Annotated in this window: 24 protein-coding genes; 11 read left to right on the top strand and 13 right to left on the bottom strand. The window is 68.0% G+C overall.

Annotated elements, in window-relative coordinates; genetic code table 11:
* Positions 1-2 precede the first annotated feature (2 nt).
* The 5 genes from ON34_RS08390 to ON34_RS08370 form a co-directional block, all read right to left on the bottom strand.
* The gene (locus tag ON34_RS08390) at positions 3-4,226 is read right to left on the bottom strand and encodes an nSTAND1 domain-containing NTPase (protein ID WP_040776306.1); all 4,224 of its coding nucleotides are present in this window, start codon (positions 4,224-4,226) and stop codon (positions 3-5) included.
* 198 nt (positions 4,227-4,424) lie between these two features.
* The gene (locus tag ON34_RS08385) at positions 4,425-5,315 is read right to left on the bottom strand and encodes a DUF4231 domain-containing protein (protein ID WP_040776304.1); all 891 of its coding nucleotides are present in this window, start codon (positions 5,313-5,315) and stop codon (positions 4,425-4,427) included.
* A 76-nt stretch (positions 5,316-5,391) separates the two neighbouring features.
* Entirely contained in the window at positions 5,392-6,084 is a 693-nt protein-coding gene (locus ON34_RS08380; protein ID WP_040776301.1) for a class I SAM-dependent methyltransferase, read from the bottom strand.
* An 89-nt stretch (positions 6,085-6,173) separates the two neighbouring features.
* Complete coding sequence (locus tag ON34_RS08375) at positions 6,174-6,614, bottom strand: hypothetical protein (RefSeq protein ID WP_157172217.1); 441 nt, start codon at positions 6,612-6,614, stop codon at positions 6,174-6,176.
* Positions 6,615-6,810: 196 nt separating this feature from the next.
* Complete coding sequence (locus ON34_RS08370) at positions 6,811-7,752, bottom strand: endonuclease/exonuclease/phosphatase family protein (protein ID WP_040776298.1); 942 nt, start codon at positions 7,750-7,752, stop codon at positions 6,811-6,813.
* A gap of 148 nt (positions 7,753-7,900) precedes the next feature.
* Here ON34_RS08370 and ON34_RS08365 point away from each other — a divergent pair, with 148 nt between their 5' ends.
* Both ON34_RS08365 and ON34_RS08360 read left to right on the top strand, forming a co-directional pair.
* On the top strand, positions 7,901-8,170 hold the full coding sequence (locus ON34_RS08365; RefSeq protein WP_040776295.1) for a hypothetical protein: 270 nt from the start codon (positions 7,901-7,903) through the stop codon (positions 8,168-8,170).
* A 244-nt stretch (positions 8,171-8,414) separates the two neighbouring features.
* Positions 8,415-8,993: a hypothetical protein gene (locus tag ON34_RS08360; protein ID WP_245547945.1), complete on the top strand. Its 579-nt coding sequence runs from the start codon at positions 8,415-8,417 to the stop codon at positions 8,991-8,993.
* Positions 8,994-9,134: 141 nt separating this feature from the next.
* On the opposite strand, the gene ON34_RS08355 is transcribed toward ON34_RS08360, so the two are convergent.
* Together ON34_RS08355 and ON34_RS08350 are read right to left on the bottom strand one after the other, a co-directional pair.
* Positions 9,135-9,782, bottom strand: coding sequence for a cysteine hydrolase family protein (locus tag ON34_RS08355; protein ID WP_040776290.1), 648 nt, complete (start codon positions 9,780-9,782; stop codon positions 9,135-9,137).
* Between the two features lie 2 nt (positions 9,783-9,784).
* Positions 9,785-10,111, bottom strand: a complete 327-nt coding sequence (locus ON34_RS08350) for a YciI family protein (RefSeq protein ID WP_040776288.1) — start codon at positions 10,109-10,111, stop codon at positions 9,785-9,787.
* 104 nt (positions 10,112-10,215) lie between these two features.
* Between ON34_RS08350 and ON34_RS08345 the strand changes: the two genes are divergently transcribed.
* Positions 10,216-10,587: a winged helix-turn-helix transcriptional regulator gene (locus ON34_RS08345; protein ID WP_051022271.1), complete on the top strand. Its 372-nt coding sequence runs from the start codon at positions 10,216-10,218 to the stop codon at positions 10,585-10,587.
* A gap of 29 nt (positions 10,588-10,616) precedes the next feature.
* On the opposite strand, the gene ON34_RS33430 is transcribed toward ON34_RS08345, so the two are convergent.
* Positions 10,617-12,695 carry a hypothetical protein gene (locus ON34_RS33430; protein WP_051022270.1) on the bottom strand — a complete coding sequence of 693 codons (2,079 nt, stop codon included), beginning with the start codon at positions 12,693-12,695 and terminating at the stop codon, positions 10,617-10,619.
* Positions 12,692-13,207: an SUKH-4 family immunity protein gene (locus tag ON34_RS35860; RefSeq protein ID WP_040776285.1), complete on the bottom strand. Its 516-nt coding sequence runs from the start codon at positions 13,205-13,207 to the stop codon at positions 12,692-12,694. Before ON34_RS35860 ends, ON34_RS33430 begins: the two co-directional genes overlap by 4 nt.
* Before the next feature lie 589 nt (positions 13,208-13,796).
* Here ON34_RS35860 and lpqS point away from each other — a divergent pair.
* The 4 genes from lpqS (at position 13,797) to ON34_RS08315 (ending at position 17,298) form a co-directional block, all read left to right on the top strand.
* On the top strand, positions 13,797-14,219 hold the full coding sequence (gene lpqS, locus ON34_RS08330) for a putative copper homeostasis (lipo)protein LpqS (protein ID WP_157172216.1): 423 nt from the start codon (positions 13,797-13,799) through the stop codon (positions 14,217-14,219).
* A 99-nt stretch (positions 14,220-14,318) separates the two neighbouring features.
* Positions 14,319-15,434: a PLP-dependent cysteine synthase family protein gene (locus ON34_RS08325; protein ID WP_040776279.1), complete on the top strand. Its 1,116-nt coding sequence runs from the start codon at positions 14,319-14,321 to the stop codon at positions 15,432-15,434.
* Between the two features lie 47 nt (positions 15,435-15,481).
* Positions 15,482-16,738 carry an MFS transporter gene (locus tag ON34_RS08320; RefSeq protein WP_083889221.1) on the top strand — a complete coding sequence of 419 codons (1,257 nt, stop codon included), beginning with the start codon at positions 15,482-15,484 and terminating at the stop codon, positions 16,736-16,738.
* A 53-nt stretch (positions 16,739-16,791) separates the two neighbouring features.
* Complete coding sequence (locus tag ON34_RS08315) at positions 16,792-17,298, top strand: GNAT family N-acetyltransferase (protein WP_040776276.1); 507 nt, start codon at positions 16,792-16,794, stop codon at positions 17,296-17,298.
* 31 nt (positions 17,299-17,329) lie between these two features.
* On the opposite strand, the gene ON34_RS08310 is transcribed toward ON34_RS08315, so the two are convergent.
* The 3 genes from ON34_RS08310 to ON34_RS08300 all read right to left on the bottom strand — a co-directional run bounded on the left by ON34_RS08310 (position 17,330) and on the right by ON34_RS08300 (position 23,448).
* Entirely contained in the window at positions 17,330-20,341 is a 3,012-nt protein-coding gene (locus ON34_RS08310) for a bifunctional [glutamine synthetase] adenylyltransferase/[glutamine synthetase]-adenylyl-L-tyrosine phosphorylase (protein WP_040776273.1), read from the bottom strand.
* Positions 20,342-20,397: 56 nt separating this feature from the next.
* Positions 20,398-21,738 (bottom strand): glutamine synthetase family protein, encoded by a 1,341-nt coding sequence (locus tag ON34_RS08305; protein ID WP_040776271.1) that lies wholly within the window; start codon positions 21,736-21,738, stop codon positions 20,398-20,400.
* A gap of 165 nt (positions 21,739-21,903) precedes the next feature.
* Positions 21,904-23,448 carry an alpha/beta hydrolase gene (locus tag ON34_RS08300; RefSeq protein ID WP_040776268.1) on the bottom strand — a complete coding sequence of 515 codons (1,545 nt, stop codon included), beginning with the start codon at positions 23,446-23,448 and terminating at the stop codon, positions 21,904-21,906.
* Between the two features lie 177 nt (positions 23,449-23,625).
* On the opposite strand from ON34_RS08300, the gene panB reads away from it, so the two are divergent.
* Positions 23,626-24,483, top strand: a complete 858-nt coding sequence (gene panB / locus ON34_RS08295; protein ID WP_040776632.1) for a 3-methyl-2-oxobutanoate hydroxymethyltransferase — start codon at positions 23,626-23,628, stop codon at positions 24,481-24,483.
* A gap of 22 nt (positions 24,484-24,505) precedes the next feature.
* Here the strand turns inward: panB and ON34_RS37450 are convergent, their stop codons facing one another.
* A complete protein-coding gene (locus tag ON34_RS37450; protein ID WP_245547944.1) occupies positions 24,506-24,874 on the bottom strand; it encodes a hypothetical protein in 369 nt (122 codons plus the stop codon).
* Between ON34_RS37450 and ON34_RS37445 the strand changes: the two genes are divergently transcribed.
* From ON34_RS37445 to ON34_RS08280, 3 genes are read left to right on the top strand one after another with little or no spacing between them, the layout of a single operon-like run.
* Positions 24,873-25,103: a hypothetical protein gene (locus ON34_RS37445; protein WP_245547943.1), complete on the top strand. Its 231-nt coding sequence runs from the start codon at positions 24,873-24,875 to the stop codon at positions 25,101-25,103. The genes ON34_RS37450 and ON34_RS37445 overlap by 2 nt on opposite strands.
* A gap of 14 nt (positions 25,104-25,117) precedes the next feature.
* Complete coding sequence (gene pip, locus ON34_RS08285; protein WP_040776263.1) at positions 25,118-26,080, top strand: prolyl aminopeptidase; 963 nt, start codon at positions 25,118-25,120, stop codon at positions 26,078-26,080.
* 5 nt (positions 26,081-26,085) lie between these two features.
* Complete coding sequence (locus tag ON34_RS08280; protein WP_040776630.1) at positions 26,086-26,952, top strand: CHAD domain-containing protein; 867 nt, start codon at positions 26,086-26,088, stop codon at positions 26,950-26,952.
* The last annotated feature ends 39 nt before the right edge of the window (positions 26,953-26,991 follow it).

Raw genomic sequence — 26,991 nt, 5'->3', positions numbered from 1 at the left:
GTTCAGCGCGCACCGTCATCCGGTGCGAGAGGCAGCTCAGGACAGGCTTTGATGTAGTCGATCTTGGGCGACACCCAGTTGCGCCACTGCTTGCGGCTCATATTGGCGGCGAGCTTGTGGCAGAGATCCGCCGGGGTCGCGTGCGCGGGCCAGACCCGCACCGTGTCGTCGTAGCTGGCGGAAACGACGCGCTGTCCGTCGGGACTGAACGACAGCCCGATCAGGACATCGTCATGCGCGCCGACGACGGCGCCAGTAGGTTCGCCCGTCTCGGGATTCCACAGGCGAAAGGTTCCGGATCCGTCGCCGGAGACCAGCCGATGGCCGTCAGGGCTGAAGGCCACGCTCGTCACCTGCTTTTGGTGACCAGGCAGCGTTCTCAGAGGTTTCCCGTCCTCGGCATTCCACAGCCGGACAGTCCCGTCTTGACCGATGGTCGCGATGCGGCGGCGGTCGGGACTGAAGACGATGTCATACGAGACGGAATTGTGCCCACTGAGGTCGCTGATCTGGTCGCCGGTACGGGCGTCCAATTGTCGGACAGTCCGGCCGACCGAGGCGACGATCCGCTTGCCATCGGGGCTGAAAGTTATAGCGAATACCGGAAATGCTTCTTTCATGTGCGTCACCAACTGGCCTTGACGGGCATCCCATATCCGTATTCCATCTGAACCGGATGTGGCGACGCGCTGACCGTCGGGGCTGAACGCAACCCCGTTGACAGCGTCGTGTCCGGTATCCACACGTAGAGTCCGCTCGCCGGTATCAGCGTTCCAGAGTCGAAGCGCTTCGTCGTCGTCGACGGTTGCCATGCGGTGCCCATCAGGGCTGAACACACCGCTGAACGCACCTTTGTGGCCGGTGAGTGGTGGGCTCATGGGCGCCCCGGTCGCCGCGTTCCGCACATCTACTGTGCCGCCTGGTCCGAATATCGCGATGCGAGTCCGGTCGCTGCTGAATACGGTGCCTCGAAGATCGCTCAATGCGATAAGCGGCCGAACTTCATCCGCATTCCACCATCGGATTGTTCCGTCCAAACCCGCGGTGGAGATGCGACTGCCGTCTACGCTGAACGCGACACCGGCCACTTGGGCGGTGTGGCCGCGCAGTGGTTGGCCGACGGGCTGGATGGTGTCACCATTCCACAGGCGGAGGGTTCCGTCTTCACCGCCGGAGACAATGTGACGTCCGTCCGGACTGAACGCCAGACCAGCTACGGCAATTCGGTCGGCGTTCACCGGTTGGCCGATAGGCCGACCCGCGTCGGCGTCCCACAAGGCGATGAATCCGCCGCCGTGCGCGGAAACCAAACGGTGGCCGACAGGGCTGAATACCAGACTGGGCACATTCGGTTGGTGGCCGGGTGGCAATGAGACAGTGAGTGGCGGGGCGATCGGCTGACGAGTATCGGCGTTCCACAGCCGAACGGAGTTGTCGGAGACGCCTGCCGCGAGAAGCTGTCCATCGTGACTGAACGCCACCTGCGCTACTCCCGGCGGCTGGTCCGGGAGCGGTTCGACAGTCAATGGCTCGCCGATGGATCGACCGGTGGCTGGATCCCAGATGCGAATGATTCCGGCAGCGTCACCAGACGCCAGGTGGTGACCATCGGGGCTGAATTGCAGTGCCGTCACATTCCGCGAATTGCTCGGCGCGACATGCCCCATCAGCTGACCGGCTTGTGCGTCCCAGACCAGAACCTCGCCGTCGACGCCTCCCGCCGCGATGAGTTTCCCGTCGCGGCTTATCGTGACACGCTGAAGCCTGCGCTGCGCGCCGGTGAGCGGTTCACCGATGGCTTTTCCGCTGTCCGCGTCCCGGATTTCAACCCGGCCCGTATCGCTGCTGAGTGATGCCATGCGACTCCCGTCGGCGCTCAACGCCAGGGCTGTTCCGATCGAGATTCGTGGCACCGCAATGACCTTGACCGTGTTCGCTCGCTTTGCCACCGCGGCGTAGAGAGAGCGTGGGTCCGGTGTATTCGTCAGCGACTGGGCGGCAAGTAGCTCTTGGAAGGCCCGGATGTCACCCCCAGGTTGGGTGCCCTCCAACATGCCCTGCGCTTCCGTCTCGAGCCTCAGTCCGGTGGCATCCAGGAACCTGCGCTGCGCATCGATGCTTACGCTGCGGGCTATCACCCAGCCAACCACCGCCACCAGCGCGATCACGAGCGTGACGGCGAGGACTCCGCGGAGTACATGTGTCCGTTTCCGCAGCACCGCCGCATGCGTTTGGGCTTCTTGTTTGGCCCGCGACTCCGTGGCCGCCAAAGCCTTGGCGGCGCGGAGCTCGGCTTCTTGTCGTTGCTTTTCCGTGTGGATGCGATTGTTTTCGCGGGTGCGGGAGGCGAGCAGGAAGTCTCGGGTCGGCTCGAGCCGGTCGCGGAAGCCGGGCTTCCTGGCGAGGGTTTCCGCGTCGGCGAGTCGGGTGTCCTGCAGCAGCCACGCGTCATGGCGGTCGTTGTTCTCCCAGTCGGCGGCGGCGCGTTCGAGGGTGTCGGCGTTCTTGAGGTCTTGCCTTTCGGTGTCCAACCACCCTTCGAGTTCGTTCCACTGACGGAGCAGGCTCTCCAAGGCCACCTCGACCACGACCTGCCCGTCGCGGATGTCCTTGACCAGCAATCGTTTCTCCACCAGCGCGTCGATCAGGGGACGGCTGTCGGCAGGGAGGTCGCTCCAGCGGGCCAGGCGGCGCATCGGCTGGTCGTTGTCGGGGTTGATCGTGGCCAGCCAGGGGATGAACGCGGTGTGCAGGATGTCGAGTTGGGCTGCTCGTTTCACGGGGTCGGTGTCGAGCAGGGCATCGATCTCGGTCTGCACGATCCGCGGCATTCCGCCCATCGCCTGGTACTGGGCCAGGGTCAGGTTCCCGCAGGCCCCGAAGTCGCAGTAGAGGTGTTCGAGGGTGAGGGCCAGCAGCGGCAGGGTGTCCGCACCCTGGGCGCTGTCGGCCAGGAGCCGGTCGACCAGGGCGGGTTCGATGGTCAACGGCCGACCGGCCGTGGTGGCGCGTTCGGCGGGTCCGGTGATGACTTCCTTGAATTGCGCCGGCGGCATCGGTTTGAGGTCGTCGAACACGATTGCCTGGACCCCGGCCAGCTGCGGTGCGGTCTGCAACGGCTCATAGCGGTCGGCGCGGATGGTGGCCGCCACGATCAGGGCGGGGGTGGTCGCGGTGTTGCGGGCCAGCAGGGCGGCGAGCAATTCGAGGAACCGCGGGGACTGTGGCCCGGCGTCGGCGCTGAAGAGTTCCTCGGCTTGATCGAGCGGCAGGATCAGGGAGGGCGGCGGAGTTCCGGCGGCCGAACCCGGCAGCCGGTCGCGGGCTGCCTGCCGGGCCTGGTCCAGCCAGCCTTGCAGCCGCTCGACGTCGGATGCGAGGCAGGCGTCTTTGATCTCACCCAGCAGCGGCCGGTCCAACCCCAGATCGGTGCGCAGGCGATGAATGGCGCGGGCGAGGCCGTGTTCGCCGGTGAGTACGGCCCGTTCCGGGCGGACGATACCCAGCGGTAGGAACGAGTGGTCGTCGCGGCGCAGCCGCGGCAGCAGCCCGGCCCGCAGGAACGAGGACTTCCCTGCACCGGAGGGGCCGAGGATCACCAGCAGCGACTGCACCCCGGAGGCGCGCATTCCGCGCAGCGCGTCCATGCCGCGCACGAGCTGGGCGTCGCGGCCGAAGAAGACCGCGGCGTCGGCCTCCTCGAGTGGCGCCCATCCGCGGTAGGGCGCCCGGTCCGGCTCCTGCGGCGGCGGCCACGGGAAGTACTGCGCCCCGATGCCCAACGCGCGTATCCCGTCGAGGAGGCGCTGCAAGCCGTCGGTGGTGAATACCACCGGTTCACCGCCGTCATCGAGGGCGATCTCCGTGGTGGGACCGGCGCCGAACAGATCACAGCGCTGCCATTCGCGGGTGATGCCGCTATCCGGTACCGGTTCGAGCCGGGCGCAGAGGATCGCCTTGTTCAGCGTTTCCGCATACCGGAACTCGGTCAAGCATTCGTGCGATGCCGCCCACCGCGCCGACAGCAGGCACAGCACCGCCTCGCATCGACTGTTCGCCTTCTGCAACGCCTGCTTCCAGCGTTCCCCCGGCCGGATACCGGTGCGCGGGTCCAGGTCCAGGAAGATCTCGTTCTCCACGGCGGGTTCCCGCTGGCTCAGCCACCGCTTCACCGCGATCGCCTGCCGCGAATCCCGGCTCGAATGACTCAGGAAAATGCGGGACATGCGATCACCACATCGAAGCCGGGCAACCCGGCACCGGCATCCCGGCTCGGCGAACAACCACGTGCGGCGCCCTCGGCGTTCACCCTTCCATTATTGATCTTGACGACCGCATTTTCAGCCGATTCGCCGGTGCTGTATCACCGGGTCGGAATGGTGTGAACGAGACGGACTCGAAGTCCGAATTCGCGGCTCGAAGCCTTAGTCGGCACTGTTCTCCTCACCCCACTTGGCCATCCACGCCTGGTTCTGCACGGAGATGACGTTCTCGCACGCAACGATCAATTCCGCCGGGGACAAAGGTCTCCCATCGGCGGCAGTGCGCTGGTCGGCGAGGCGGCGCAGTTCGGCGGCGGTGCGGCTGTATTCGATCCACAGCGTCTCGTAGCGTTCGGCGGCGGCATGCGCTGCGACCGTCCCGGCCGCGGTGGTCGCCACCGAGGCCCAGGCCCCGACATTCGGCGACACGGCGGCGACGGCGGCGAGAGCCGCGGCCACCAGCGCCAGCGTCACCTCGATCGCCTTGAACGTCCGCACTCGTCGGCGCATCAACTGCGCTCGCGGGACGTAATAGCGCTCCAACTGCGACTCGCGCACCCGAAGTCTCAGGTACGAGTCCACATCGTCAACCGCGGGCAGCGGGCGCACCGTCGCCGCTACTCCATCGGAGTAGCGGCGCAGATCGCCCACTTCCCGTTCGAGCCGTTGCACTTCGGCATCCAACCGTCGCTCCCGGTCCTCGCCGACATAAACCCCCGCAGAGGTCAGGAACAAGAACACTTCACTCTTTATCGCCTCGGAGACCGATCGCGCCCGGGTCCATTGACGGATCGCCTGGACACTGCTGCCGCCACGTAATACACCGACGGCGGCCATCAGCGCGGCCCCCGCCACCGCCGCGGTGACCGCGGCGGCCTCATCGACCGGCCCCAGTTGACTCCCCGATAAAGCAAGCCCGGCCCCCAGCACCGTTGACACCAGACGCCATTGGCGCGCACGATGCGGCCCCGACTTCAGGTTATCGGCGGTCTTCGACCACACGCTCTGCCGCTGCCATGCCCATTCGGCTACGGTACGCCGGGAGTCGGCCATGAAACACAGCGTGCCACAACAGGTCTTCGACGGGGGGATTTGCCCGGGCGCCGCACCGCAGCGTTATGTGGCGGAATCAGCCCAGATGGGCCGACAGCAGCCAGGCGGGAACCGACTTGCGGCCGCCCGGCTCGTCGCGGAGGCCCTCGAACCGGAAACCCGGGTCGGCAAGCAACGCCGCTGGCAGGTTGCCATGGATGCGCGCCGGTCTGATCTCATCGATCACCCAGTACTTCGACACCACCTCACGAAGCTCGTCGGCGGTGACCGGCGATGGCCCCGGCTGCGGCATTTCGGGCAGGGCCGCCCGGTCGAACACCAGCGCGAAATACGACGCGCCCGGTGCGGCGGCGCGCACGATGGACCGCTGGTAGCCCTCCCGCGACTCGACCGGGATCGAATGGAACAGCGTGCTGTCGACGATGGTGCCGAAGCGACCGTCGTAACCGGTGAAGGAGGTGATGTCGGCGACCTCGAAGGAGGCGTTGGTCAGGCCGCGCCTGGCGGCCTCCGCGCGGGCCAGCTCGACCGCGGTCGGCGACAGATCCAGGCCGACCGTGGTGTAGCCCCGATCGGCCAGATACAGCGAGATCGCCGCTTCCCCGCATCCGGCATCGAGGACATCGCCATGGAATTTGCCCTGCTCGATCAGCGCGGCGAGTTCCGGCTGGGGTTCCCCGATACTCCACGGCGGTTTGACGCCCGGCCCGAAGGGACCCCCTGTGCCTCGGTAGATTTCTTCGAATTCGAAATCATGTGGTGTCGTCATAGCCCACGAATATCAGGGCACCGGGCATATATCGGGGACGTGACACGCGAGTGTTCACCGCTGCTCGGCGGGATGGCCGATTCGATGCTTCAGTTCGCTTCCAGAGAGCGTTTCATCCGCGCGTCGACATAGGCGATGAGGCATTGCAACGGCCAGCGACCGTCGTCCATCAGCTCGAACATGTCGACACGGTCGCGCAGATCCCACAGGAGGCTGTCGATGTCTCGGAGGTCGTGCACGGTCAAGTCGCAGCGCTGCGTTTCCGCCAAAGCCGCCAGCAGTTCTCGATCGATCTCCGCCAACGTGCCGCGAAGCCATTGCGTCCGGCCGAGGACGGCATCATGGCTCTTCAGCTCGACGTAGTCGAACAGGTTGCGCAACGGAGTCTGCTCGATCGTGTCCGGAGGCGGAAACGGAATCCGATCCCGGACGGCATCGAGCTGTAGCCGGACCTGACGGGCCCCGGCTACGGAAAAGTTCTCGCTCAGATAGTCCGACAGTCCGAGCAGCAATCGCTCGATGTTATCCACGCTCGCCCCCTGCCCATGGAAGACATTGTCGCGACCACGATACCGGCTTCGCGCTGCTATGCCCGGTCCCGCTGCGATCGAAGCCCCTGACCACGACTCCGCCGAGATGGCGATGAACGGTGCCCGGTCGAGGTCGCCGCAAGGTTTCCCCGTCCTCGCACAGACCGGGGTCCGTGCGAGGACGGAGAGGTCCGGGTCAGTGGAGCTGGATTCTGGCGACGAGAGCACGATGGTCGGAGCCTGGCACGGAGAAGCTGTGCAGGTATTCGGCGGTGGCGTCGGCCAGCAGGATGTGGTCGATGCCGATCACCGGGCCCCAGCGGCGGTCTTCCGGGTAGGTGGGCAGCAGACCAGCGCCGGTCTGGTCGGCGGCCGAGGCGAAGCGGCCGCGCAGCAGATCGCGGTAGGCGGTGTGGTCGCGAGTCGCGTTGAAGTCGGCGCCCACGATCGCCGGGCCGCGGTGCGCGTCGAGGATTTCGCGGGTCTTGCGCATCTCCGCGGTCCAGGCGGGGAAATTGAACGGCGGCGGGACCGGATGAAAGGCGAAGACGGTGATCGGCCCGTCCTCCGGGTGATCCATTGTCGCCGAGACGTTGTTCAGGATGTAGCCGTCGTATTTCTTGTTGTCTCGCAAGGGATACCGGCTGTAGATTCCGGTGCCGCCACCGCCGCCGCTGGGTTCGGTGTAGTGGTAGGGCAGTTCGTCGAGCAGGCCCGCGCCCGCCAGGCTCTCGACCGCCGCGTCGGTCAACTCCTCCACCGTCAGCACGTCGACCCGGTTGTCCCGCACCGCCCGGACCACGGCAACTGGATCGGCCTTTCCGAACAGCAAATTGGATTGCATGACCGTCATTCGCGGCCCGCTCGCGGCCCGTCCTTCCGGTACGAACGCGGGCACCAATGTCCACAGCACGGCTATGGCCAGCACCCCGGCCACGACCGCGCTGCGCCACCCGCGCGCGATCAGCATCAGCACCAGACCGATGACCGCCCCGATCATCAGGTACGACGCCCCCGACGCGAGCAACACCAGCCCCCGCCGCTCCCACGCTCCGAAGTGCAGCACCATCCCGGCGGCACCCGCCGCCACAGCGCACCACCCCACCCCGAGCAATGCCCGGTCCATCCATTTACGCATGCGGCCGAGCCTAGGCAATGCCGGTGAAGCTGCGGTGTGGGGCGTGTGTGGAGTTCGTGTGGGCCACCGGGAATCGCGTCGACGCTCACCCCGTCCACCTAGACTGGCGCAGGTCGGAAACGGCTGCGACGAAGGCGAGGCGAGGCGAGTGTATGTCGAGGAATTCCAGGCGACCGGACCACTCACGGCCGAGATCGCCGAAGAACTCGCCGCCCTGTCCGGCCGCTACACCTCCCGCCTGACCATCAGCAGCAACGGACGCAGCGTGCACGCGCCGGTGCTGCCGGTCTGCTGGGACGTGCTGCGGATCGGCGCGGGAAGCACGGTATCGGTCACCGCGGAAGGCGGCCACCTGGCGCACGAGGAAGGCCGCCGTGCCCTGCGCGACTTCGTCCTGCTCTTCCACAACCTGACCTAACCTCCAACCGACCCCTGCTCTTTCACGAGTGGCACATGGTTGTGGGGAATCGCGGGAAGGGCCCTCGGTGGTGTGCCACTCGCGCGGGTTATGGGGGGTATGAGGAAGCGCACACCCCTTGGGCCCGGTGAACCGGTGGTGGCGGCAGTTTCGTAGTACCGGTGACGAGTTGCGGTCAGCGGCTCGCGGAACAGCGACGAAGGGTCCGAATATGAGTTCAAGCAGACGATTTCAGCGTGCCGTCGTGCCCGTAGCGATAGCCGCGGTCGTACTTGGAGGGCTGCTGAGCGGCTGTGGTGGCGACGAGAGCGGTCGGCCCGTTCCGGCGGCCGCGTCGGCATCGTCGACCACGGCGACCGCTGCGCTCGCGCCCGCCGCGGGGCAGGCGCCCGCGGTGGCGAAGACGCAGGGCTGGCTGAAGATCTACGGCGGAGCCGCCCCGGCCGGGACCGCGAATGCGGTGCAGCTCGATGTGTCCAGCGATCCGAGTATCGGACAGCATGTGTCGGACGGGTCGGGCCGGTCGCTGTACCGGTTCGACAAGGACACCGCGCAGCCGTCGGTGTCCAACTGCGCCGGGCAGTGTGCCGTGACCTGGCCGCCGCTGACCGTCGCGCGTGATCAATCGGTCTACGCGTCGGGGGTCGACCCTCAGCTCGTCGGATTCATCGAACGTGCCGACGGCACATGCCAGATCACCATCGGCGGCTGGCCGGTGTACTACTTCTCGAAGGACAAGAAGCCGGGGGATCTGCTCGGCCAGGGCGTCGGAGGGACGTGGTTCGCGGTAGCTCCGAATGGCGGCAAGGCTCTCGCCAAGTGATCCGCATGCCGCTGGATCAGCAGTCTGTTCCGTCGATGGGTTCGGCCCCGGCATCGTCGCCGCCGCGATGATCGACGGGGCCGAACCACCATTGCGCAACCCAGCCTGCCCCTCCCCCGGCGGAGCCGTCGACTTCCGGCCTCAGCGCGGCCGCTGGCTCATCAACCCCGTGAGCGTGGCGGTGTCTGTCGTCAGCGAGCCCCCAGCGAATGCCAAGGTGGCATGGGACCGTTCGGCTGCGTCCGGATGGCCCGCGCCGCAGGCATCGGTGACGATGATCGGCAGGTAGCCCAGATCCAGGCTGTGGCGGACGGTCGGCTCGATACCCACCTCCGTGGCGATGCCCGCTACGGCGAAGGTGTCGATTCCGCAGTCGCGCAGCGCGATATCGAGTGGTGTCCCGGCGAAGGCGGACATGGTGATCTTGTCGAAGACCACCTCGTCGGGTCCGGGGGACAATTCGGGTACCAGCTGGAACTGCGGTGAGCCCTGCGGGAAGCTGGAATGCAGCTCGGCGGGGTCGTCGACGCGCTGCCACTGCATGGCGGTACGCAGCTGGGCGACCCCGGACGCGGCGATCGGCAGCGTCATGTGCCTGGTGTAGAACACCCGGAAGCCGCCCGCTCGTGCGGCGTCGCGCAGTTGGACGCACGCGCGCACGATCTTGTCGCCGTCGGGGATCTGGCGCACGATGCCTACCTGCATGTCATAGATGAGCAGCGCCATGCGCGCGGGATCGCAGGCGTCGGGGACAGTTTGCGGAATGCTGAGGCCGAAGGCGTGTCGCATGGTCACGCGGTCCGGTCGTAGGGCTCGGCGACGTCGACCGCCGGGTCCATCAGCGCCTCCAGCGGCAACGGCGCCTGCACCGGAACATAGGTCCACTCCAGATACCCGGCTTTGGTGAGCGGGAAGTCCTCGACGTACTTGCGCGCCTGTTCGACGCTGTCGACTTCGAACACGATCACCACGCCGGGCTCGTCTGCGCGAGCGTAGTTCTCCCGCACGATGCCCGCCTTCCACAGCCGCCAGACATTGGCGACCTCTTCGGGCAGGTACGGGTTGATCGTCTCCAGCGTGACGCCCGGCTTGAATCGGTCGAAAACGATGACCTTCATAGGTTTTCCGCTCCATGTCTGCGTTGGTCTGAACGGCATTCATGGAATCGCGATGATTACCGTGTTACAAGAACGCACTTTTCAGTGAGTACCCCGGAGGTCGTGTGCCCGGCAAGCGCTACAACTGCGCCGTGGAGGTGACCGTCGACCTGATCGGCGGCAAGTGGAAGCCGGTGATCCTGGCCCACCTGAAGGAGGGCGTGCACCGCTACGGCGAGCTGCGCCGACGAATGCCGACCACCAGCGAGAAGATGCTGGTCCAGCAATTGCGCGAGCTGGAATCCGACGGCCTGGTCCACCGCACCGTCTTCGACACGGTGCCGCCTCAGGTCGAGTACACCCTCACCGACGAGGGCCGCACCCTCGTTCCCGTGCTCACCGCGCTGTACGACTGGGGTGAACAGCGGGCGGAACGCACCGGCATCGCCCTCGACCCTCGAGTCGACCTCGGGCAGCGGTCGAACACAGGCTCGTGACAGCCAGACCGGACTCGTCGGCTGTGCCTTTACCGGAACTTTCCGTGAGCAGGACGCTGTCGGCGAGACCAGAGGAGGCAGCCGACCAGGACGGCGAGGGGGATCATCGCGACCAGAGCCAGCGGGCCGACGCTGTCGAGGAGAGAAGAGGGCTCCATGGCGGCGGCGTTCCGTTCCCGCAGTGGTTCACTGGTGGCGCCGAGCCAGACTTTCCCGCGTTGGTCGGGTATCGCGTGGTGGAGGGACTGGCCGATGACGGTGGTCAGATCTGGGTGAACCTGCTCGACCGATGATCGGGTGAGCTGGTTCAGCGGTACCTCGCTGAAATCGACACCTCCATAGGTGTAGGTCACGTCATAGCGGTAGTTGCCCTGCTCGATTTCTTTGGTGACGTTGAATTCGTGCTTGTTGTACGAATCGACATACTGGTTGAACACATCACGTGCCGACCAGGGGTGCAGCGCCGGCCAGTTCGTCACGTCACCACTGTCGATGATGCTCGACAGCGCCCCACCTGTGGCATGACGCTGGCGGTACCACTCGGCGGCCACTCGGCTCAGGTACACCTGACGCAGCTCCGCGAATTCGGGTGCACCGTTGATCGCTTGCTTGATCTCGGGCAAGACCAGATTGCGGAACGCGGCCTCCAACCCGGCGTCTGGAGTGACGCAAGAGCTGCCGGTCGAACCCTGTGTCTGCAAATAGTCCGTCTCCGACTTGACGTCCAGCGGCGCATCCACGATGTACAGGCCGCCGTCCTTCTCGTACACACCGGCGGGCTCCGGGACGATCCACTGCCGCATTGCGAAGCAGCTGCCGCTGGTGACGCCCGAGCTTGCCCAGAATTGCCGTCCGAGCGCGCTGTCGGGATGAATCAAGGTGCCGACGAGTCTCTTCATCTGGAAGTCCGCTTGCAGCAGGATTCGTCCGACGTCGGTCGTACCGAGCCGGTCATCGATGATTCGATTGGGCTCGGAGGGATTCAGATTGACCCAGAATGTGGAGGCGGGCAAGCTCAGCCATACGAAGAACGCATCCGATGCCCGGGCCATCGCCAGCCTGCCCTCGGTGATCTTGTGGTCGGCTCCGGTGGCGGCTGCCGCGTCGAAAGCGTATTCCAGTTTGCCGCCCCTGCCCTCTGCCACATAGCGCAATTGCAGCGTCGAGAAGTCGATGCCGCCGGGGTCGGCGCCGGGTGCCAGCGCCTGAGTCGCCGACCCCTGTGCGGGAGCATCGCCGGGGGTGGTGAAGTCGTGATATCCCAGCTGCGCCGAGGCGTCCGGGCCCACCGGAAAGTTCCGCGCCGTCCAGGTGTCGTAGACCTCCATCATGGCGTTCTGCGCGGCGGCAGCCGGTTTATCGCTCTTCTCCTCGGTGAGATAGCGCATGTCGCGTAACTCGGGGAACCATGCGCCGACCTGCAGATTCGCCCGGCACTGGGTAGGCCCGTTGCACGGTATCCGCTCGGATAGACCCACATCGGCGGTTGCCGAGGGATTGTGTTTCCTGATGACTTCTTCCAAGTAGAGGTCTGCCACCCGTTCCGAGTGCAGCCCCGAGCGCCGTTCGGCGTCGATGGCCGGGAAGTTCTTCACATCCCATTGGTCGCTGGGATACCAGGAGGTTCGCCAGTCACTGAGCGGCATGCCCTGCGGGTCTGCCAAGGGTCTCAGTCCGGGGTCCACCACCGTCCACTGCCCGGTGGCCGGATTGTCCAGACGATAGATGTCGATGACGGCGACCGTGGTGGCGTTGTTGAATCGGGACAGGCTCGGGGCCACCACGACATAGATCGTCCCGCCGACCGAGAACTGGAAACCCGCGGCGTTGCGATCCCAGGAGACGTTGGCCGTGGACTGCTGGTCTTTCGGTACTCCAGTGGCGAGATCCTCGGTGTGCCGGTACCGATACATCAGGATCGGGATGTGCATCGGGTCGCCGGGGAAGACTTTTCGGAGCTGGTAGTCCTCCTTCGGAACACCGGTCGGCCCGGCCTGCCCCGGCGCGACGTCGAAGCCGCTGAACAGCAGTGCGAGAACTATCGCGAGGAGAAGGCCGGACAGCCGACGCAGCGATCGTCGGGCAGGCGCTGGCGAGATCGGGGTCATTGCCACTCCGTTTCCAGATCCGAGAGGGTCCATCGCCAGGGCGCGTCGTCGGACAGTGCCCCTGGATCCCGCTCGGCGAGCGGCACTCGGACGCTGTTCACGGCATCCACAAGAAGTTGTTCGTTCACCTCGTCCAGGCTCAGCACGTTCTTGTCGAGCAAGCCGTGGAAGTACACGAAGAGAGCGATATTCGAGTTGTAGAAATCCCTCTGGTCCTCCGGGTAGGCACGGTGCATCCGGTACACCGCCTCCGATTCGAGTTCCACTCCGAATACGCTGTTGCTGGTGTTCTCGGCGAACACCAAATACTCGTGCCCACCGCGCCGGATGAGCGCCGACAACCGATCGTCGCGGAAGAAGGTGTAATCCAGCACCGGGACGGTCGGGAATCCGATGGTGGTCAAGAATTCCCGTGTCGCCGGTGGCAGGCCGGGCGGCAGCAACTCGGCCGAAACCGGCTGCACCTGTCCACGCCACACGCCCCGAATCTCTTCAGCCGACAAATCCGTCATTGCGAAATCCCTTCTCGCCCCGGCACAAGTCCGAGACGCGTTGATCGCGCCGCTCATCTCCGCGACTGTGCGATGACCTGGTGTGCCAATGCAATCACCTCCGCCTCCGCGACACCGCGGACGTGGCCGACCCCGGACCGGTCCGGTCGGCGGTCGCCGAATTCCCCTCACCGCTACCGTCACGGCACCTCCCGCTGCCATCGCGCACCTGGACAATGGATCCGAAGCAGCACAGGCAGAAGCGTGGGCTACCATCGCATCGTTCCCGCCAGTAGGCCAACGTTCCAGCATCGCGTACCTTGAAAGTCCGCGCAAGCCAAAGAAACTGGGACCGCTGACGACACCAGCGGTGAACGGCCGAGCAGACAGACGGCGCCGCGCGCACCGAAGCGTTCGACCGACGCGCCCGCAGCGCAAGGGACCGGTTACAGAGCGCAGGCGGCCCGGGCCGGGCGGCTGGCCGTTGTCCTGCCGGGCACCATCGCCAGGGCATGCGCCTTGCTGGCAAGCCCTGCGTCGCGCGAGCAACGATTACCCTACGGGGGTAGAGTTTACTTGTCCGGGCTTCGTTGCTACAGTCGGATGCGTTATGAGGTCCATCGAGCGAATGCGCCGCGGCGCCCCGATACTGGCACTGCTGGCCGCGGTGCTGCTCGTCGGGCTGATGATCGACTGCGCCGCGATCGCCGACAACGGCCACGACCACACCTCGGCCGGATCAGCCGCGAATCGGTCGACCTCTTCGACAATCCACAGTCCATCGCACCCGTTCGCCGACGATGCCACTCACCCGTGCGGCCCGCATATCACGCACTGCGTCATGAAGTCGGTGCTGCCGGGCGGAGCCGGGAGCACCGCGATATCGCAACTGTTGTGGACAGTGGCCGTGGCCGCGATCATGGCGGTGGCCGTCGCGGCCATGCCGACCGGCGGCGTCCGCGGCCCGCCGGTGCCGGTAGCGGCCTCGGGGGGCCGGGTCATTCTCACGCGATTCTGTATCGCTCGACGCTGACCGGTCAGCGCCAGGCCGAAATGGTTCCTTCGGCCGGTGTTCGCTGCCCTGCTCACGTCCTCACCGCCGCGCGGCGGTTCCGATACAGGAAGCGACAAAATGAACAACGTTGTGGTTGACAGGCCCGCCGATGCTCCCGCGACTCCGATCGCGGCGCGGCAGCCGCACACACTCGTCGGCAACACCCCGGTCCTGCGGATCGGCGCCCCGCTGGCGCCCGCGGGCCGCGGCTTCTGGGCCAAGCTCGAAGGGTTCAATCCGGGCGGGATGAAGGACCGTCCCGCCCTGCACATGGTGCGTGCCGCCGAGGAACGCGGCGACCTGGCGCCGGGCGCGCGGATTGTCGAATCAACCAGTGGCACACTCGGTTTGGGGTTGACACTGGCGGGAATGGTGCATCGTCACCCGGTCACCGTGGTGACCGATCCCGGTATGGAGCCCATCGTCGCGCGCATGCTCACCGCCTACGGCGCTCGGGTCGACATGGTGACCGAGCCGCACCCGGTCGGCGGCTGGCAGCAGGCGCGAAGGGATCGAGTGGCCGAGCTGCTGGACCGGGAGGCGGATGCGTGGTGCCCGGACCAATACGGCAATCCGGACAACGTCGACGGCTACGAATCGCTGGCGCTGGAGCTCGTCGAACAGCTGGGCCGGGTTGATGTGCTGGTGTGCGCGGTGGGCACCGGCGGTCACTCCTCCGGGGTCGCCCGGGTACTGCGCCGGTTCAACCCGGAGATGAAATTGATCGGGGTGGACACCGTCTCCTCCACGATCTTCGGGCAGCCCGCGGGTCCTCGGTTGATGCGTGGCCTCGGGTCGAGCATCTACCCACGCAATGTCGACTACGGCGCGTTCGACGAAGTGCACTGGGTGGCACCGGCGGAGGCGGTGTGGGCGTGCCGCACCCTGGCCGCCACTCAGTACGCCACCGGCGGCTGGAGCGTCGGCGCGGTCGCACTGGTCGCCGGGTGGGCAGCGCGCGTGTTCGACGCCGACACCCGGATCGCGGCGGTGTTCCCGGACGGTCCGCACCGCTACTTCGACACCGTCTACAACGACGCCTTCTGCGTCGAGCACGGCCTGTTCGACGCCGACCCGCCGGTCGAGCCCGACACTCTTGCACATCCAGCCGAGCGGGTGGTGACCTCGTGGACGCGCTGCGCCACGGTGATCGACCCGCGACAGTTCACGCCCATGGTGGAGGCGCAGTCGTGAGTGCGCTGCGGAGGTTTCGCGGTTTCGATCTGCCCGCCCGCCTGCTGATGGTCAACCAGTTCGGCATCAACCTCGGCTTCTACATGCTGATGCCGTATCTCGCCGGATACCTCGCGGGCCCGCTGGGTTTGGCCGCCTGGGCGGTGGGGCTGGTGCTGGGGGTACGGAACTTCTCGCAGCAGGGCATGTTCCTGGTCGGCGGCACCCTGGCCGACCGGCTCGGCTACAAGCCGCTGATCGTGGCCGGATGTCTGCTGCGCACCGGCGGCTTCGTCCTGCTGGTGTTCGCCACATCGCTGCCGGGCTTGCTGATCGCCTCGGCGGCAACCGGTTTCGCGGGCGCGCTGTTCAATCCCGCGGTCCGCGCCTACCTCGCCGCAGACGCCGGTGCACGCCGGGTGGAGGCGTTCGCACTGTTCAACATCTTCTACCAGGCAGGCATCCTGGCCGGACCGCTGGTGGGACTCGCCTTGATGGCGTTGGACTTCCGGGTCGCGGCCGGTGCCGCCGCGCTGGTGTTCGCGATCTTGACCGTGGCGCAGCTGTTCGCGTTGCCGACCCGCCGCGCGGAGACTCCCGCCGAAAAGACCTCGGTGTTGCAGGATTGGCGCACCATTGTGCGCAACCGGCGGTTCGTGGCGTTCGCGGCGGCGATGATCGGCTCGTATGTGTTGTCGTTCCAGGTATATCTCGCACTGCCGCTGCAAGCGGACTACATCGCGGGTGCGCGATCGCAGACGCTGACTTCGGCCATATTCGTGATCTCCGGAGTCGTCGCGGTCGCAGGGCAGCTGCGCATCACCGCATGGTTGCAGGCGCGGTGGGGCAGCGGGCGCAGCCTGGTCGTCGGCATGGGGATTCTCGCGACCGCGTTCTTGCCGCTCGCCGTGATCGCGGGTCCGCAGCGGTTCGGCCCTGGCGCCGCCGCGGCGGCGCTGCTGGTGTCGGCCGCCCTTCTGGCGATCGGCACTGCCGCGGTGTTCCCGTTCGAGATGGACACCGTCGTCTCGCTGGCCGGAAACAGGCTGGTGGCGACGCACTACGGGTTCTACAACACCGTCGTGGGTGTCGGCATTCTCGGCGGCAACCTGGCCACCGGCGCCGTCATCGGGGCGGCTCGCGCCGCCGGAGCGGACTGGGCTGTATGGGTCGGGCTGGCGCTGATCGGCGCGATCGCCGTCCTCGCCTTGCATGGACTCGACCGATCCGCACGCGCACGCAATGCTGCCTCTGAGGCGGACCCAACGCGGCCCGGTGCCGACACCGCCCGCCGGAATCGTCCGGCTGGCGCCGGACGCCGATGACAGCCGTAAATGGATGCTCGTCGCCGCTTCGGAGCGCCGCTACTGTCGACGGCGTGACATCCCCGCTGCTACGGCCCGCTACCCGCGATGACGAGCCATTCCTCTGGGCAATGCTGTACGAGGCGTCGCACGCCGCCGAACAGGGCATGACCTCACCCGATGCCCTCCGGACCGTCCCGGACCTGTCTCGCTACGTCGACGGCTGGGGCGCCCGCGACGACCTCGGCGTTGTCGGCGGCACCGCGACCCTGCCGCACGGCGCCGCCTGGATCCGGCTGTTCACCAGCGAGAACCCCGGCTACGGCTACGTCGACGACACCACCCCGGAACTCGCGATCGCCGTCGCACCGGCCGCCCGCGGTACCGGTCTCGGCACCGCCCTGCTGGCCCGCCTCATCGCCGACACCGAAGCCCGATACCCCGCCATCAGCCTCAGCGTCCGAGCCGAAAACCCCGCCCGCCGTCTCTACACCCGCCTCGGCTTCACCGAAGTCGCGGGCTCGGAGATCACCAATCGCGCCGGAACCACCAGTATGACAATGGTTCTGCGCTTCCGATGACAGGGCGAATGCTGGTTCACCGATCGCCGGGTCAGGCGCCGAAGACGCGCTCGACCACGGCCTTGGCGCGCCGGGTGACGCGCATGTAGTGGTCGAGGAATTCGCTGCCGTCGCCGGAGGGCCAGCCCGCCACGCGCGCGACGGCGGAGAGCAGGCGGCCCGGGCCGGGAAGCTGGTCGGTGGGCTTGCCGCGCACCAGCACCAAGGCGTTGCGCGCCTTCGTCGCGGTCAGCCAGGCGTCGCGCAGCAGCGCCACGTCGTCGGCGTCCAGCAGTCCGGTCTGCTCGATCACGTCCAGCGATTGCAGCGTGGAGGTGTTGTGCAGGCCCGGCACCTCGTGGGCGTGCCGCAACTGCATCAGCTGCACCGTCCATTCGATGTCGGCCAGGCCACCGCGTCCCAGCTTGGTGTGGGTGGCCGGGTCCGCGCCGCGCGGCAGGCGCTCCGCGTCGACCCTGGCCTTGATCCGCCGGATCTCGCGCACCGCGTCGGCCGACACACCGCCCTCCGGATACCGCACCTTGTCGATGACGTGCAGGAAGCGCACCCCGAGCTCCTGGTCGCCCGCCACCTGATGGGCGCGCAGCAGCGCCTGCACCTCCCACGGCTGCGCCCACTGCTCGTAGTAGGCGGCGTACGCGGCCAGGGTGCGCACCAGCGCGCCGTTGCGGCCCTCCGGGCGCAGCCCGGCGTCGACCAGCAGCGGCGGATCGGTACTCGGCGCCCCGAGCAACTGCTGCACCCGGTCGGCCACCCCGATCGCCCACTTGACGGCCTTGGTCTCGTCTTCACCCGGACGCGGATCGCAGACGAACAGCACGTCGGCGTCGGAGCCGTAGCCGAGTTCCATGCCACCGAGCCTGCCCATACCGATCACCGCGATATCGGCGGGCGCACGGCAACCCATCTCCGCTTCGCCCGCCCGGATCACCGCACGCAGCGACGCCTCCAGCACGGCCACCCACACCGACGACAGAGCCCGGCACACCTGCGGCACGTCCAGCATGCCGAGCAGGTCGGCCGACGCCACCCGAGCCAATTCGTGCCTGCGCAGCGAACGGGCCGCGGCCACAGCGCGTTTGGGGTCCTCGTAGCGGGCCGCCGCGGTGAGGATGCCGCGCGCGACCTCGTCCGGCTGCGGTCCCAGCAGCAGCGGACCGCTGGGACCGTCGGCGTACATCCGGATCGTCTCGGGCGCGTTGATCAGCAGGTCCGGCAGGTATTCCGAGGAGCCGAGCACGATCATGAGCCGCTGCGCGATGGCCCCCTCGTCGCGCAGCTCGCGCAGGAACCAGATCTGGTCGGCGAGGCCCTCCGACACTCGCCGGTAGGCCAGCAGGCCCGCGTCGGGATTCGGTGTGTCGCTGAGCCATTCGAGCAGCGTCGGCAGCAGCAGTGCCTGGATGCGCCCCTTGCGGGAGACTCCGCCGGTGAGCGCCTTGAGGTGTCCGAGCGCGTGTTCCGGCGCCGCGTAGCCCAGCGCGGCCAGCTGCCGGATGGCGGCTTCCGGGCTCAGCCGCAGTGCGTCCGGCTCCAGCCGCACCACCGATTCCAGCAGCGGGCGGTAGAACAGTTTGGCGTGCAATCGCCGCACCCGCACCGCGTTCCGCCGGATCTCGCTGGTCAGCACGCCCACCGCGTCCTGCCTGCCGTCGGGGCGGATGTGCGCGGCACGCGCCAGCCAGCGCATCCCCTCCTCGTCGTCGGCGGCGGGCAACGTGTGCGTGCGACGCAGCCGCTGCAGTTGCAACCGGTGCTCGAGCAGCCGCAGGAACTCATACGACGCGGTGAGGTTCGCCGCGTCGTCCCGGCCGACGTACCCGCCTGCCGCGAGCGCGGTCAACGCCTCGACGGTGCCCTGCACGTGCAACGTCTCGTCCACCCGCCCGTGCACCAATTGCAGCAGCTGCACGGCGAATTCGACGTCGCGCAGGCTGCCGTGCCCGAGTTTGAGTTCGCGTTCGCGCAGATCGGCGGGGACCAGGTCCTCCACCCTGCGCCGCATCGCCTGGACGTCGGCGACGAAATCGGGCCGCTCGGAAGCGGTCCAGACCATCGGCATCAGCGCGTCGCGGTACTGCTGGCCGAGTGCGAGGTCACCGGTGGCCGGGCGGTTCTTCAGCAGCGCCTGGAACTCCCAGGTGCGCGCCCAGCGCTTGTAGTAGGCGATGTGCGAGTCCAGCGTCCGCACCAGGGCACCGGCCTTGCCCTCCGGCCGTAGCGCCGCGTCGACCTCGAAGAACGCCTGACTCGCGACGCTCATCAGCTCGGCTGCCAGCCGCGTGGCCGTGGCGTCGGCGGGCTCGGCGACGAACACCACGTCGACGTCGCTGACGTAGTTCAGCTCGCACGCGCCGCACTTGCCCATCGCGATGACGGCCAGCCGCACCGGCACCGGCTCGTCCTTGCAGACCCGCGCCACCGCGACCGCCAGCGCCGCGGTCAGGGCGGCGTCGGCCAGGTCGGTGAGGTGCCTGCCGACGACTTGATACGGCAGCACCGGCTCGTTCTCCACGGTGGCCGCCAGGTCCAGCGCGGCCAGCAGCATCAGCTGGTCGCGGTAGCGCTGGCGCAGCGACGCCACCACATCCGGACCCGAGATCCCGGCGCGGTACAGCATCGGCGCGGCGTTGGGCCCCTGCTCCGGCTCCGCCTCGACGACGGCCAGCAGGTCGGCGATCACCTCGTCCCGACCGGGTAAGTCCTTGCGGCGCAAGCTCTCCCACATGGACGGCCGGGCGACCAGGTGATCGCCCAACGCGCTGGACGAGCCGATCAACGCGAACAGCCTGCCACGCAACGACGTATCCGTGCGAATCGCCGAATCGACGGCGGCCCACTCGTCGCCGATGCTCTCGCGCAGCCGCATGAGCGTGTTCAACGCGAGATCGGCGTCCGGCGCGCGGGACAGCGCCCACAGCACGGGAATACTCTCGACGTTGTCCCAGCCCAGTTCGCGCAGCGACGCGGCGGCGGACGGCTCGAGCAATCCGAGCCGACCGACGCCGGGGACAGCGGAGCGGGCAGACGGTGGCCGGACCATGGCTCTCAAATTACCCGGCCGCGGCCGCGGGCACGCCGCCGAAGGTCATTCCGGGGTTACAACCCCAGGTATTCCTTCAGCTCGAACGGGGTGACCTGGCTGCGGTAGTCCGCCCACTCCCTGCGCTTGTTGCGCAGGAAGAAGTCGAACACGTGCTCGCCGAGCGTCTCGGCGACCAGCTCGGAGCGCTCCATCGCCTGCAACGCCTCGTCCAGCGTGCCGGGCAGCTCGCGGAAGCCCATCGCGCGCCGCTCGGCGGTGGTCAGCGACCACACGTCGTCCTCCGCCTCCGGCGGCAGGTTGTAGCCCTTCTCGATGCCCCGCAGACCGGCCGCCAGCAGCACGGCGAAGGTCAGGTAGGGGTTGCACGCGGAGTCGGGGCTGCGGATCTCGACGCGACGCGAGGACGCCTTGTTCGGCGTGTACATCGGCACCCGCACCAGGGCGGAGCGGTTGGACCGGCCCCAGGAGGCCGCGGTCGGCGCCTCGCCGCCGTGGATGAGGCGCTTGTAGGAGTTCACCCACTGGTTGGTGACCGCGCTGATCTCCGGGGCGTGCTCGAGGATGCCCGCGATGAACGCCCGAGCCGTCTCCGACAGGTTGATCGGGTCGTCGGGGTCGTGGAAGGCGTTCGTCTCGCCCTCGAACAGGCTCATGTGCGTGTGCATCGCCGAGCCGGGGTACTGCGGGAACGGCTTGGGCATGAACGTGGCGCGCACGCCCTCGTCGATGGCCACTTCCTTGATCAGGTAGCGGAAGGTCATCACGTTGTCGGCCATGGACAGCGCGTCGGCGTAGCGCAGGTCGATCTCCTGCTGGCCGGGAGCGCCTTCGTGATGACTGAACTCCACCGAGATGCCCATCGACTCCAGCGCGTCGATGGCGTGGCGGCGGAAGTTCGGCGCCGAATCGTGCACGGCCTGGTCGAAGAAGCCGCCGCTGTCGGCCGGAATCGGCGGGGTGCCGTCGTGCGGGCCGTTCTCCAGCAGGAAGAACTCGATCTCGGGGTGCACGTAGCAGCTGAAACCCACATCGCCCGCCTTGTTGAGCTGGCGGCGCAGCACGTGGCGCGGGTCGGCCCAGGACGGCGAGCCGTCGGGCATGGTGATGTCGCAGAACATGCGCGCGGAGTGCTGGTGGCCCTTGCTGGTGGCCCACGGCAGCACCTGGAAGGTGGACGGATCCGGCCGGGCGACCATGTCGGCCTCCGAGACGCGGGCGAAGCCCTCGATGGCCGAGCCGTCGAAGCCGATACCCTCTTCGAAGGCGCCTTCCAGCTCGGCGGGCGCGATCGCCACGGACTTCAGGTAGCCCAAGACGTCGGTGAACCAGAGACGTACGAAGCGGATGTCCCGCTCTTCGAGCGTCCGCAGCACGAATTCCTTCTGGCGATCCATGCCCGCGAGCGTAAGCATCCGGCGTTAAATCTGTGTTACATACACGCTTAAGATTGCTGAGCAGGATTTTTTCGGCACCCTCCGCACCGTCGGATCGTCCGCTTTGTGAGCTTTTTCCGACTCGGGGCGCTCCGCGTCACCGTTCAGCAACCGATCCGGACGAGCTCAGCAGGTGAGTCCACGCGCGGGTTCGGTCAGGTCGGTCAGGTAGGCGATGACCGCGTCGTCCACACACGGCACACCGCCCGCCAGCGCCACCGTGTGCCGGTTGCCGCGGTAGGTGATCAGCGCGGCGCCCAGCTGGTCGGCCAGGTCGACACCGGCCTGGTACGGCGTCGCCGGATCCTCGGTGGTGGACACGACCACGGTCTTCGGCAGCCCGGTCGCCGAAATCCGATGCGGCTCACTGGTGTTCGGCACCGGCCAGGCGGTGCACAGCTCCAGCGGCGCGGCGCCCGTGCCGCGGCCGTCGTCCAGGAACGGCGCCGCCTTGCGGTATTCGGCGTCCTGCCGTCCCACCACGGCGCGGTCGGTGACGCGCGGGTCGTCCACGCAGCGGATGGCGTTGAACGCGTCGGTGGTGTTGGTGTAGGTGCCGTCGTCGCGGCGGCCGTCGTACAGGTCGGCCAGCAGCAGCAGCGTGTCGCCGCGCCCGTCGCGCAGTTCGGACAATCCGAGGGTCAGCGCCTTCCACAGCTCGTCGGTGTAGAGCGCTTGACGCACGCCGGTGAGCGCGTCGCCGTAGGTCAGCCCGCGCGGGTCGGTGGTCGGCGCGGGCCGGTCCCACAGCGGGTCGACCAACTCGCGGAACCGCCGCACCGCCTGCGCCGGATCGGCGCCGAGCGGGCAGTCCGGGTGCTGGGCGCAGTCGGCGGCGTAGGCGTCGAACACCTTCTGGAAGCCCGCCGCCTGCCGCAACGACTCCTGCACCGGGTCCTGCGAGGAATCGATGGCGCCGTCGAGCACGAGGGCGCGCACGCGGTCCGGGAACCTCTCCGCGTACGCCGAGCCGATCTTGGTGCCGTAGGAGTAACCGATGTAGCTCAGCTTCGGGTCGCCGAGCGCGGCGCGCATGACGTCGAGGTCCTGCACCACCTCGCGGGTGCCGACATGGGCGAGGAAATCCTTGCCGGTCCGCTCGGCGCAGCGGTCGGCGTAGCGGCGGTTGTCCGCCTCGGCGTCGGCGATGCCCGCGGGCGAGTAGTCCTCCTCCGGCTCGGCGCGCTCGGCGTCCTGCTCCTGCGCGGTCTGGCAGACGATCGAGGGGGTGGAGGAGCCGACGCCGCGCGGGTCGAAACCGACCCGGTCGAAGCGCTCGGCCAACGGTGTCTTGTTGCCCAGTGACGACATGCCGAGCCCCGACTCCCCCGGCCCGCCCGGGTTCATCAGCAGCGAACCGATGCGCTGACCGGTCGCGCGGACCCGGGACACCGCGATCTGCGCGGTCGGCCCGGCCGGCGCGCCGTAGTCCACCGGAACGGTGATCCGCGCGCATTCGGTGTTGGGCGGCAGACGGTCGTCCGGTCCCCCGAATCCGGTGCAGTCGCCCCACTGCACGGTCTGGCCGTAGAACTTCTCCAGACCGTCGGGCGGCGCCGGCATCGGCTGCCCCGTTTCGGTGCGGGTGACGGCGCACCCCACGCCGAGCACAGCAACCGAAGCCAGCACCGCCACCACGAGCGCACCGCGCCCACTCCGCACCGTCGACATACCTTGATATTGCCAGCAAACACCGGCACTCCTTCGGGCAAACCCACCTGGCGCTGTGACCAATTGCACCGGTCATCGGCCTTAATCCGTCCCGGCGGCGGGTGGCACACTGGGTTTCGTCAAGAAATCCCGGGGACCCGGACGGGCCCCGAGGCGACACAGACGAAAGGGACGATGATGTCCGTATCCGATTCGGAAACCCCTGCCTACGGTGCGGTGCCCGCTGAACCCGCGAAGGCCGCGCGCAAGACCCGGGTGCACCACCTGCGGCAGATGAAGGCCGACGGTGAGCGCTGGGCGATGCTGACCGCCTACGACTACTCCACGGCCCGGCTGTTCGAAGCGGCAGGCATCCCGGTACTGCTGGTCGGCGACTCGGCGGCCAACGTCGTGTACGGCTACGACACCACCGTGCCGATCACCGTGGACGAAATCATCCCGCTGGTCCGCGGTGTGGTGCGCGGCGCGCCGCACGCACTGGTGGTGGCCGACCTGCCGTTCGGCACCTACGAATCCTCGCCGCAGCAGGCGCTGGCCACCGCGACCCGGTTCATGAAGGAGGGCGGGGCGCACGCGGTGAAGCTGGAGGGCGGCGAGCGCGTCGCCGAGCAGATCGCGGTGATCACCGCGGCGGGCATCCCGGTGATGGCGCACATCGGCTTCACCCCGCAGAGCGTGAACACCCTGGGCGGTTTCCGCGTGCAGGGTCGCGGGGACGGCGCCGAGCAGCTGATCGCCGACGCGATCGCGGTGCAGGAGGCGGGCGCGTTCTCCGTGGTCATGGAGATGGTGCCGGCGGAGCTGGCCGGACAGGTCACCCGGAAGCTGACCATTCCGACCATCGGCATCGGCGCGGGCGCCGACACCGACGCACAGGTGCTGGTCTGGCAGGACATGGCCGGCTACACCAGCGGCAAGACCGCGAAGTTCGTCAAGCGCTTCGGCCACGTCGGCGACGAATTGCGTTCGGCGGCAGCCGCTTACGCCGACGAAGTGCGCCAGGGCACCTTCCCCGGGCCCGAGCACAGCTTCTGAGCCGACCTCCCCGCGGGGACGATCACCGGCCGGGTGGTGCACAGGCGTCGCGCTGCCCGGCCGACCGCTGGAACCGCTCGGCTGAACTATTCCCAGCGGAACAAACCGGTTCGGGCCGGTCGGCGAAATCAATGGCAGACTCGATGCCGACAATGCCGACACGACCAGAGGTACCGATGCCGTACAGCCGTTGGATTTCACGCAGCTCCCTGCTGATCGCGGGCGTTTTCGCCGCCGCGGCCTTGACCGCGTGCGGCAGCGAGCCGAGCCCGGCGCCCACCGGCAGCGCGTCCTCGACCACGGCATCCGCGACGCCGGGCACGACCACCGGCCGCACCACACCGGCCAGCCCGGAGATCTCCGACGCGGCCGCGAACCAGCTGTGCGACATGATCCGGCCGGAACTGTCCAACTGGCGTATTCAGGGGGGCACGCTGGGCAAGATCGGGCTCAACGCGCTCGTGCACGAGTGGGCGCTGCGCAACGGCGGCATCAACGCCGCGGTGCTGGCCGACAAGCAGATCATCGACCGCACCACCACCAAGACCTGCCCCGACGTGCGCCAGCAGGCCATCGAGGCACTGGGCATTCCGGACCTGGCCTCCGGACTCGCCTTCTGACCAGGGCGGGCCACATGCGCACCCTCTACCCCGAGATCGAGCCGTACGAGTCCGGCATGCTGGCGGTCGGTGACGGCCAGTCGGTGTATTGGGAGGTCAGCGGCAATCCGGACGGCAAACCGGCGGTGTTCCTGCACGGTGGGCCCGGTGGCGGCACCGCGCCGTACCACCGGCAGTTCTTCGACCCGGCCGCCTACCGGATCGTGCTGTTCGACCAGCGCGGCTGCGGTCGCTCCACACCACACCTGTCCGACGGCGCGAGCCTGGAGCACAACACCACCTGGCACCTGATCGCCGACATGGAGGCGCTGCGCGAGCATCTCGGCATCCAGCGCTGGCAGGTGTTCGGCGGCTCCTGGGGTTCCACGCTCGCGCTCGCCTACGCGCAGCGGTATCCCGACCGCGTGACCGAACTGGTGCTGCGCGGCATCTTCCTGCTGCGCCGCAAGGAAATCGATTGGTACTACAACGGCGCCGCCGGCTACGTCTATCCGGACGAGTGGGCGAAGTTCCTCGCGCCGGTGCCGGAGGACGAGCGCGAGGGAGATCTCGTCGAGGTCTATCACCGGCTGCTGCACTCGCCTGACGAGCAGGTCGCCCGCGCGGCTGCGATCGCGTGGTCCACTTGGGAGGGCGCGACGAGTTCGCTGCTGCCGCATCCGGATCGGGTCGCCGAAACGGCCGAGCCCCGGTTCGCGCTCGCCTTCGCCAGGATCGAGAACCACTACTTCCGCCACGGCGGGTTCCTCGACGAGGGCCAGCTGTTGCGCGACATCGGCGCCATCACGCACATCCCGGCCGTGATCGTGCAGGGCCGCCACGACATCGTCTGCCCTGCGGTCAGCGCGTGGGAGCTGCATCGGGCGTGGCCCGGTTCGGAGCTGCACATCGTCGCCGACGCCGGGCACGCGGCGAACGAGCCTGGCATCACCCATCACCTGGTCGAAGCGACCGACCGATTCGCGAAGGAGGGGTGAGCACGATGACCAAGGCCGGGGTCGCCCTCGGCGCCGCGCTGCGGGACGATATCGACCGGCTGCTGGCCGCCGAGCCGGAAGTCCGTTCCGACGCACCGGATTCCGTGCACCAGATGCGGGTGGCCACGCGCAGGCTGCGGAGCGTGTTGCGGTCCTATCATGGGCTTTTCGTCAAGGAACCGGTCGCGGCGATGGTCGCGGAGCTCGCGTGGCTGGCCGGACTGCTCGGGGAGGCCCGCGACGCTGAGGTGCGCGCCGACCGGTTCGCCGCCCTCCTGGCCGACCATGGCGCGCAGACCCCGCCCGCCGAGCTCGGCCCCGTCACCGCGCGTCTGGTGCTCGCCGAACGGGATCACTATCGCCGAGCCCACGACGCGGTGCTGACCGCGTTGGACAGCGAACGCTACCGCGAACTGCGCGACGAACTGTCCCGATGGCGCACCGAACCGCCACTGCGCCACTCCCGTGTCACGGCGGAGGCCGCCGAGGTCTTCGGCGAGATACTGCACGGCGATCTCGACCGGGTGGAATCCCTCGTCCGCGCCGAGCCGACAGTCGCCGCCACCGAGCGCATCGACCTGCTGCACGATATTCGCAAGAGCGCCAAGCGTTTACGGTACTCGTGCGAGGCCGCGGCGCAGGAAGTGGCCGACGCCGCCGATCTGGGCAACCGCGCGAAGCAGTTGCAGACCGTGCTCGGCGACCACCGGGACGCGGTGGAATCCCACCGTACGATCCTCGATCGAGCGGCCGAGGCCGCCGCGGCGGGCGAGCCCGCGGACCTCTACGAGATCCTGGCGGACGCCGAGGACGCGGCGGCCGGTCGCGAACTGAGCCGCTATCCCGCCACCGCCGCGGCGCTGTTCGGCTAGACCACCGGTGGCCGAGTATCTCGGCCAGCCTCGCAGGAG

Origin of the sequence: Nocardia pneumoniae NBRC 100136 (assembly GCF_000308755.1) — a bacterium.
GTDB lineage: Bacteria > Actinomycetota > Actinomycetes > Mycobacteriales > Mycobacteriaceae > Nocardia > Nocardia pneumoniae.
The sequence above is the reverse complement of the archived record's forward strand: the minus strand, read 5'-3'. Positions and strand labels throughout refer to the sequence as shown.

What these genes read in the sequence shown, in the direction of transcription:
- ON34_RS08390 (WP_040776306.1), bottom strand. Translation starts at nt 4,226, where the DNA reads ATGTCCCGCATTTTCCTGAGTCATTCGAGCCGGGATTCGCGGCAGGCG.
- ON34_RS08300 (WP_040776268.1), bottom strand. Translation starts at nt 23,448, where the DNA reads ATGTCGACGGTGCGGAGTGGGCGCGGTGCGCTCGTGGTGGCGGTGCTG.
- pip (WP_040776263.1), top strand. Translation starts at nt 25,118, where the DNA reads ATGCGCACCCTCTACCCCGAGATCGAGCCGTACGAGTCCGGCATGCTG.
- ON34_RS35860 (WP_040776285.1), bottom strand. Translation starts at nt 13,207, where the DNA reads ATGACGGATTTGTCGGCTGAAGAGATTCGGGGCGTGTGGCGTGGACAG.
- ON34_RS33430 (WP_051022270.1), bottom strand. Translation starts at nt 12,695, where the DNA reads ATGACCCCGATCTCGCCAGCGCCTGCCCGACGATCGCTGCGTCGGCTG.
- ON34_RS08305 (WP_040776271.1), bottom strand. Translation starts at nt 21,738, where the DNA reads ATGGATCGCCAGAAGGAATTCGTGCTGCGGACGCTCGAAGAGCGGGAC.
- ON34_RS08380 (WP_040776301.1), bottom strand. Translation starts at nt 6,084, where the DNA reads ATGACGACACCACATGATTTCGAATTCGAAGAAATCTACCGAGGCACA.
- ON34_RS08370 (WP_040776298.1), bottom strand. Translation starts at nt 7,752, where the DNA reads ATGCGTAAATGGATGGACCGGGCATTGCTCGGGGTGGGGTGGTGCGCT.
- ON34_RS08385 (WP_040776304.1), bottom strand. Translation starts at nt 5,315, where the DNA reads ATGGCCGACTCCCGGCGTACCGTAGCCGAATGGGCATGGCAGCGGCAG.
- ON34_RS08355 (WP_040776290.1), bottom strand. Translation starts at nt 9,782, where the DNA reads ATGCGACACGCCTTCGGCCTCAGCATTCCGCAAACTGTCCCCGACGCC.
- panB (WP_040776632.1), top strand. Translation starts at nt 23,626, where the DNA reads ATGTCCGTATCCGATTCGGAAACCCCTGCCTACGGTGCGGTGCCCGCT.
- ON34_RS37450 (WP_245547944.1), bottom strand. Translation starts at nt 24,874, where the DNA reads ATGTCGCACAGCTGGTTCGCGGCCGCGTCGGAGATCTCCGGGCTGGCC.
- lpqS (WP_157172216.1), top strand. Translation starts at nt 13,797, where the DNA reads ATGAGGTCCATCGAGCGAATGCGCCGCGGCGCCCCGATACTGGCACTG.
- ON34_RS08310 (WP_040776273.1), bottom strand. Translation starts at nt 20,341, where the DNA reads ATGGTCCGGCCACCGTCTGCCCGCTCCGCTGTCCCCGGCGTCGGTCGG.
- ON34_RS08280 (WP_040776630.1), top strand. Translation starts at nt 26,086, where the DNA reads ATGACCAAGGCCGGGGTCGCCCTCGGCGCCGCGCTGCGGGACGATATC.
- ON34_RS08320 (WP_083889221.1), top strand. Translation starts at nt 15,482, where the DNA reads ATGGTCAACCAGTTCGGCATCAACCTCGGCTTCTACATGCTGATGCCG.
- ON34_RS08325 (WP_040776279.1), top strand. Translation starts at nt 14,319, where the DNA reads ATGAACAACGTTGTGGTTGACAGGCCCGCCGATGCTCCCGCGACTCCG.
- ON34_RS37445 (WP_245547943.1), top strand. Translation starts at nt 24,873, where the DNA reads ATGATCCGGCCGGAACTGTCCAACTGGCGTATTCAGGGGGGCACGCTG.
- ON34_RS08350 (WP_040776288.1), bottom strand. Translation starts at nt 10,111, where the DNA reads ATGAAGGTCATCGTTTTCGACCGATTCAAGCCGGGCGTCACGCTGGAG.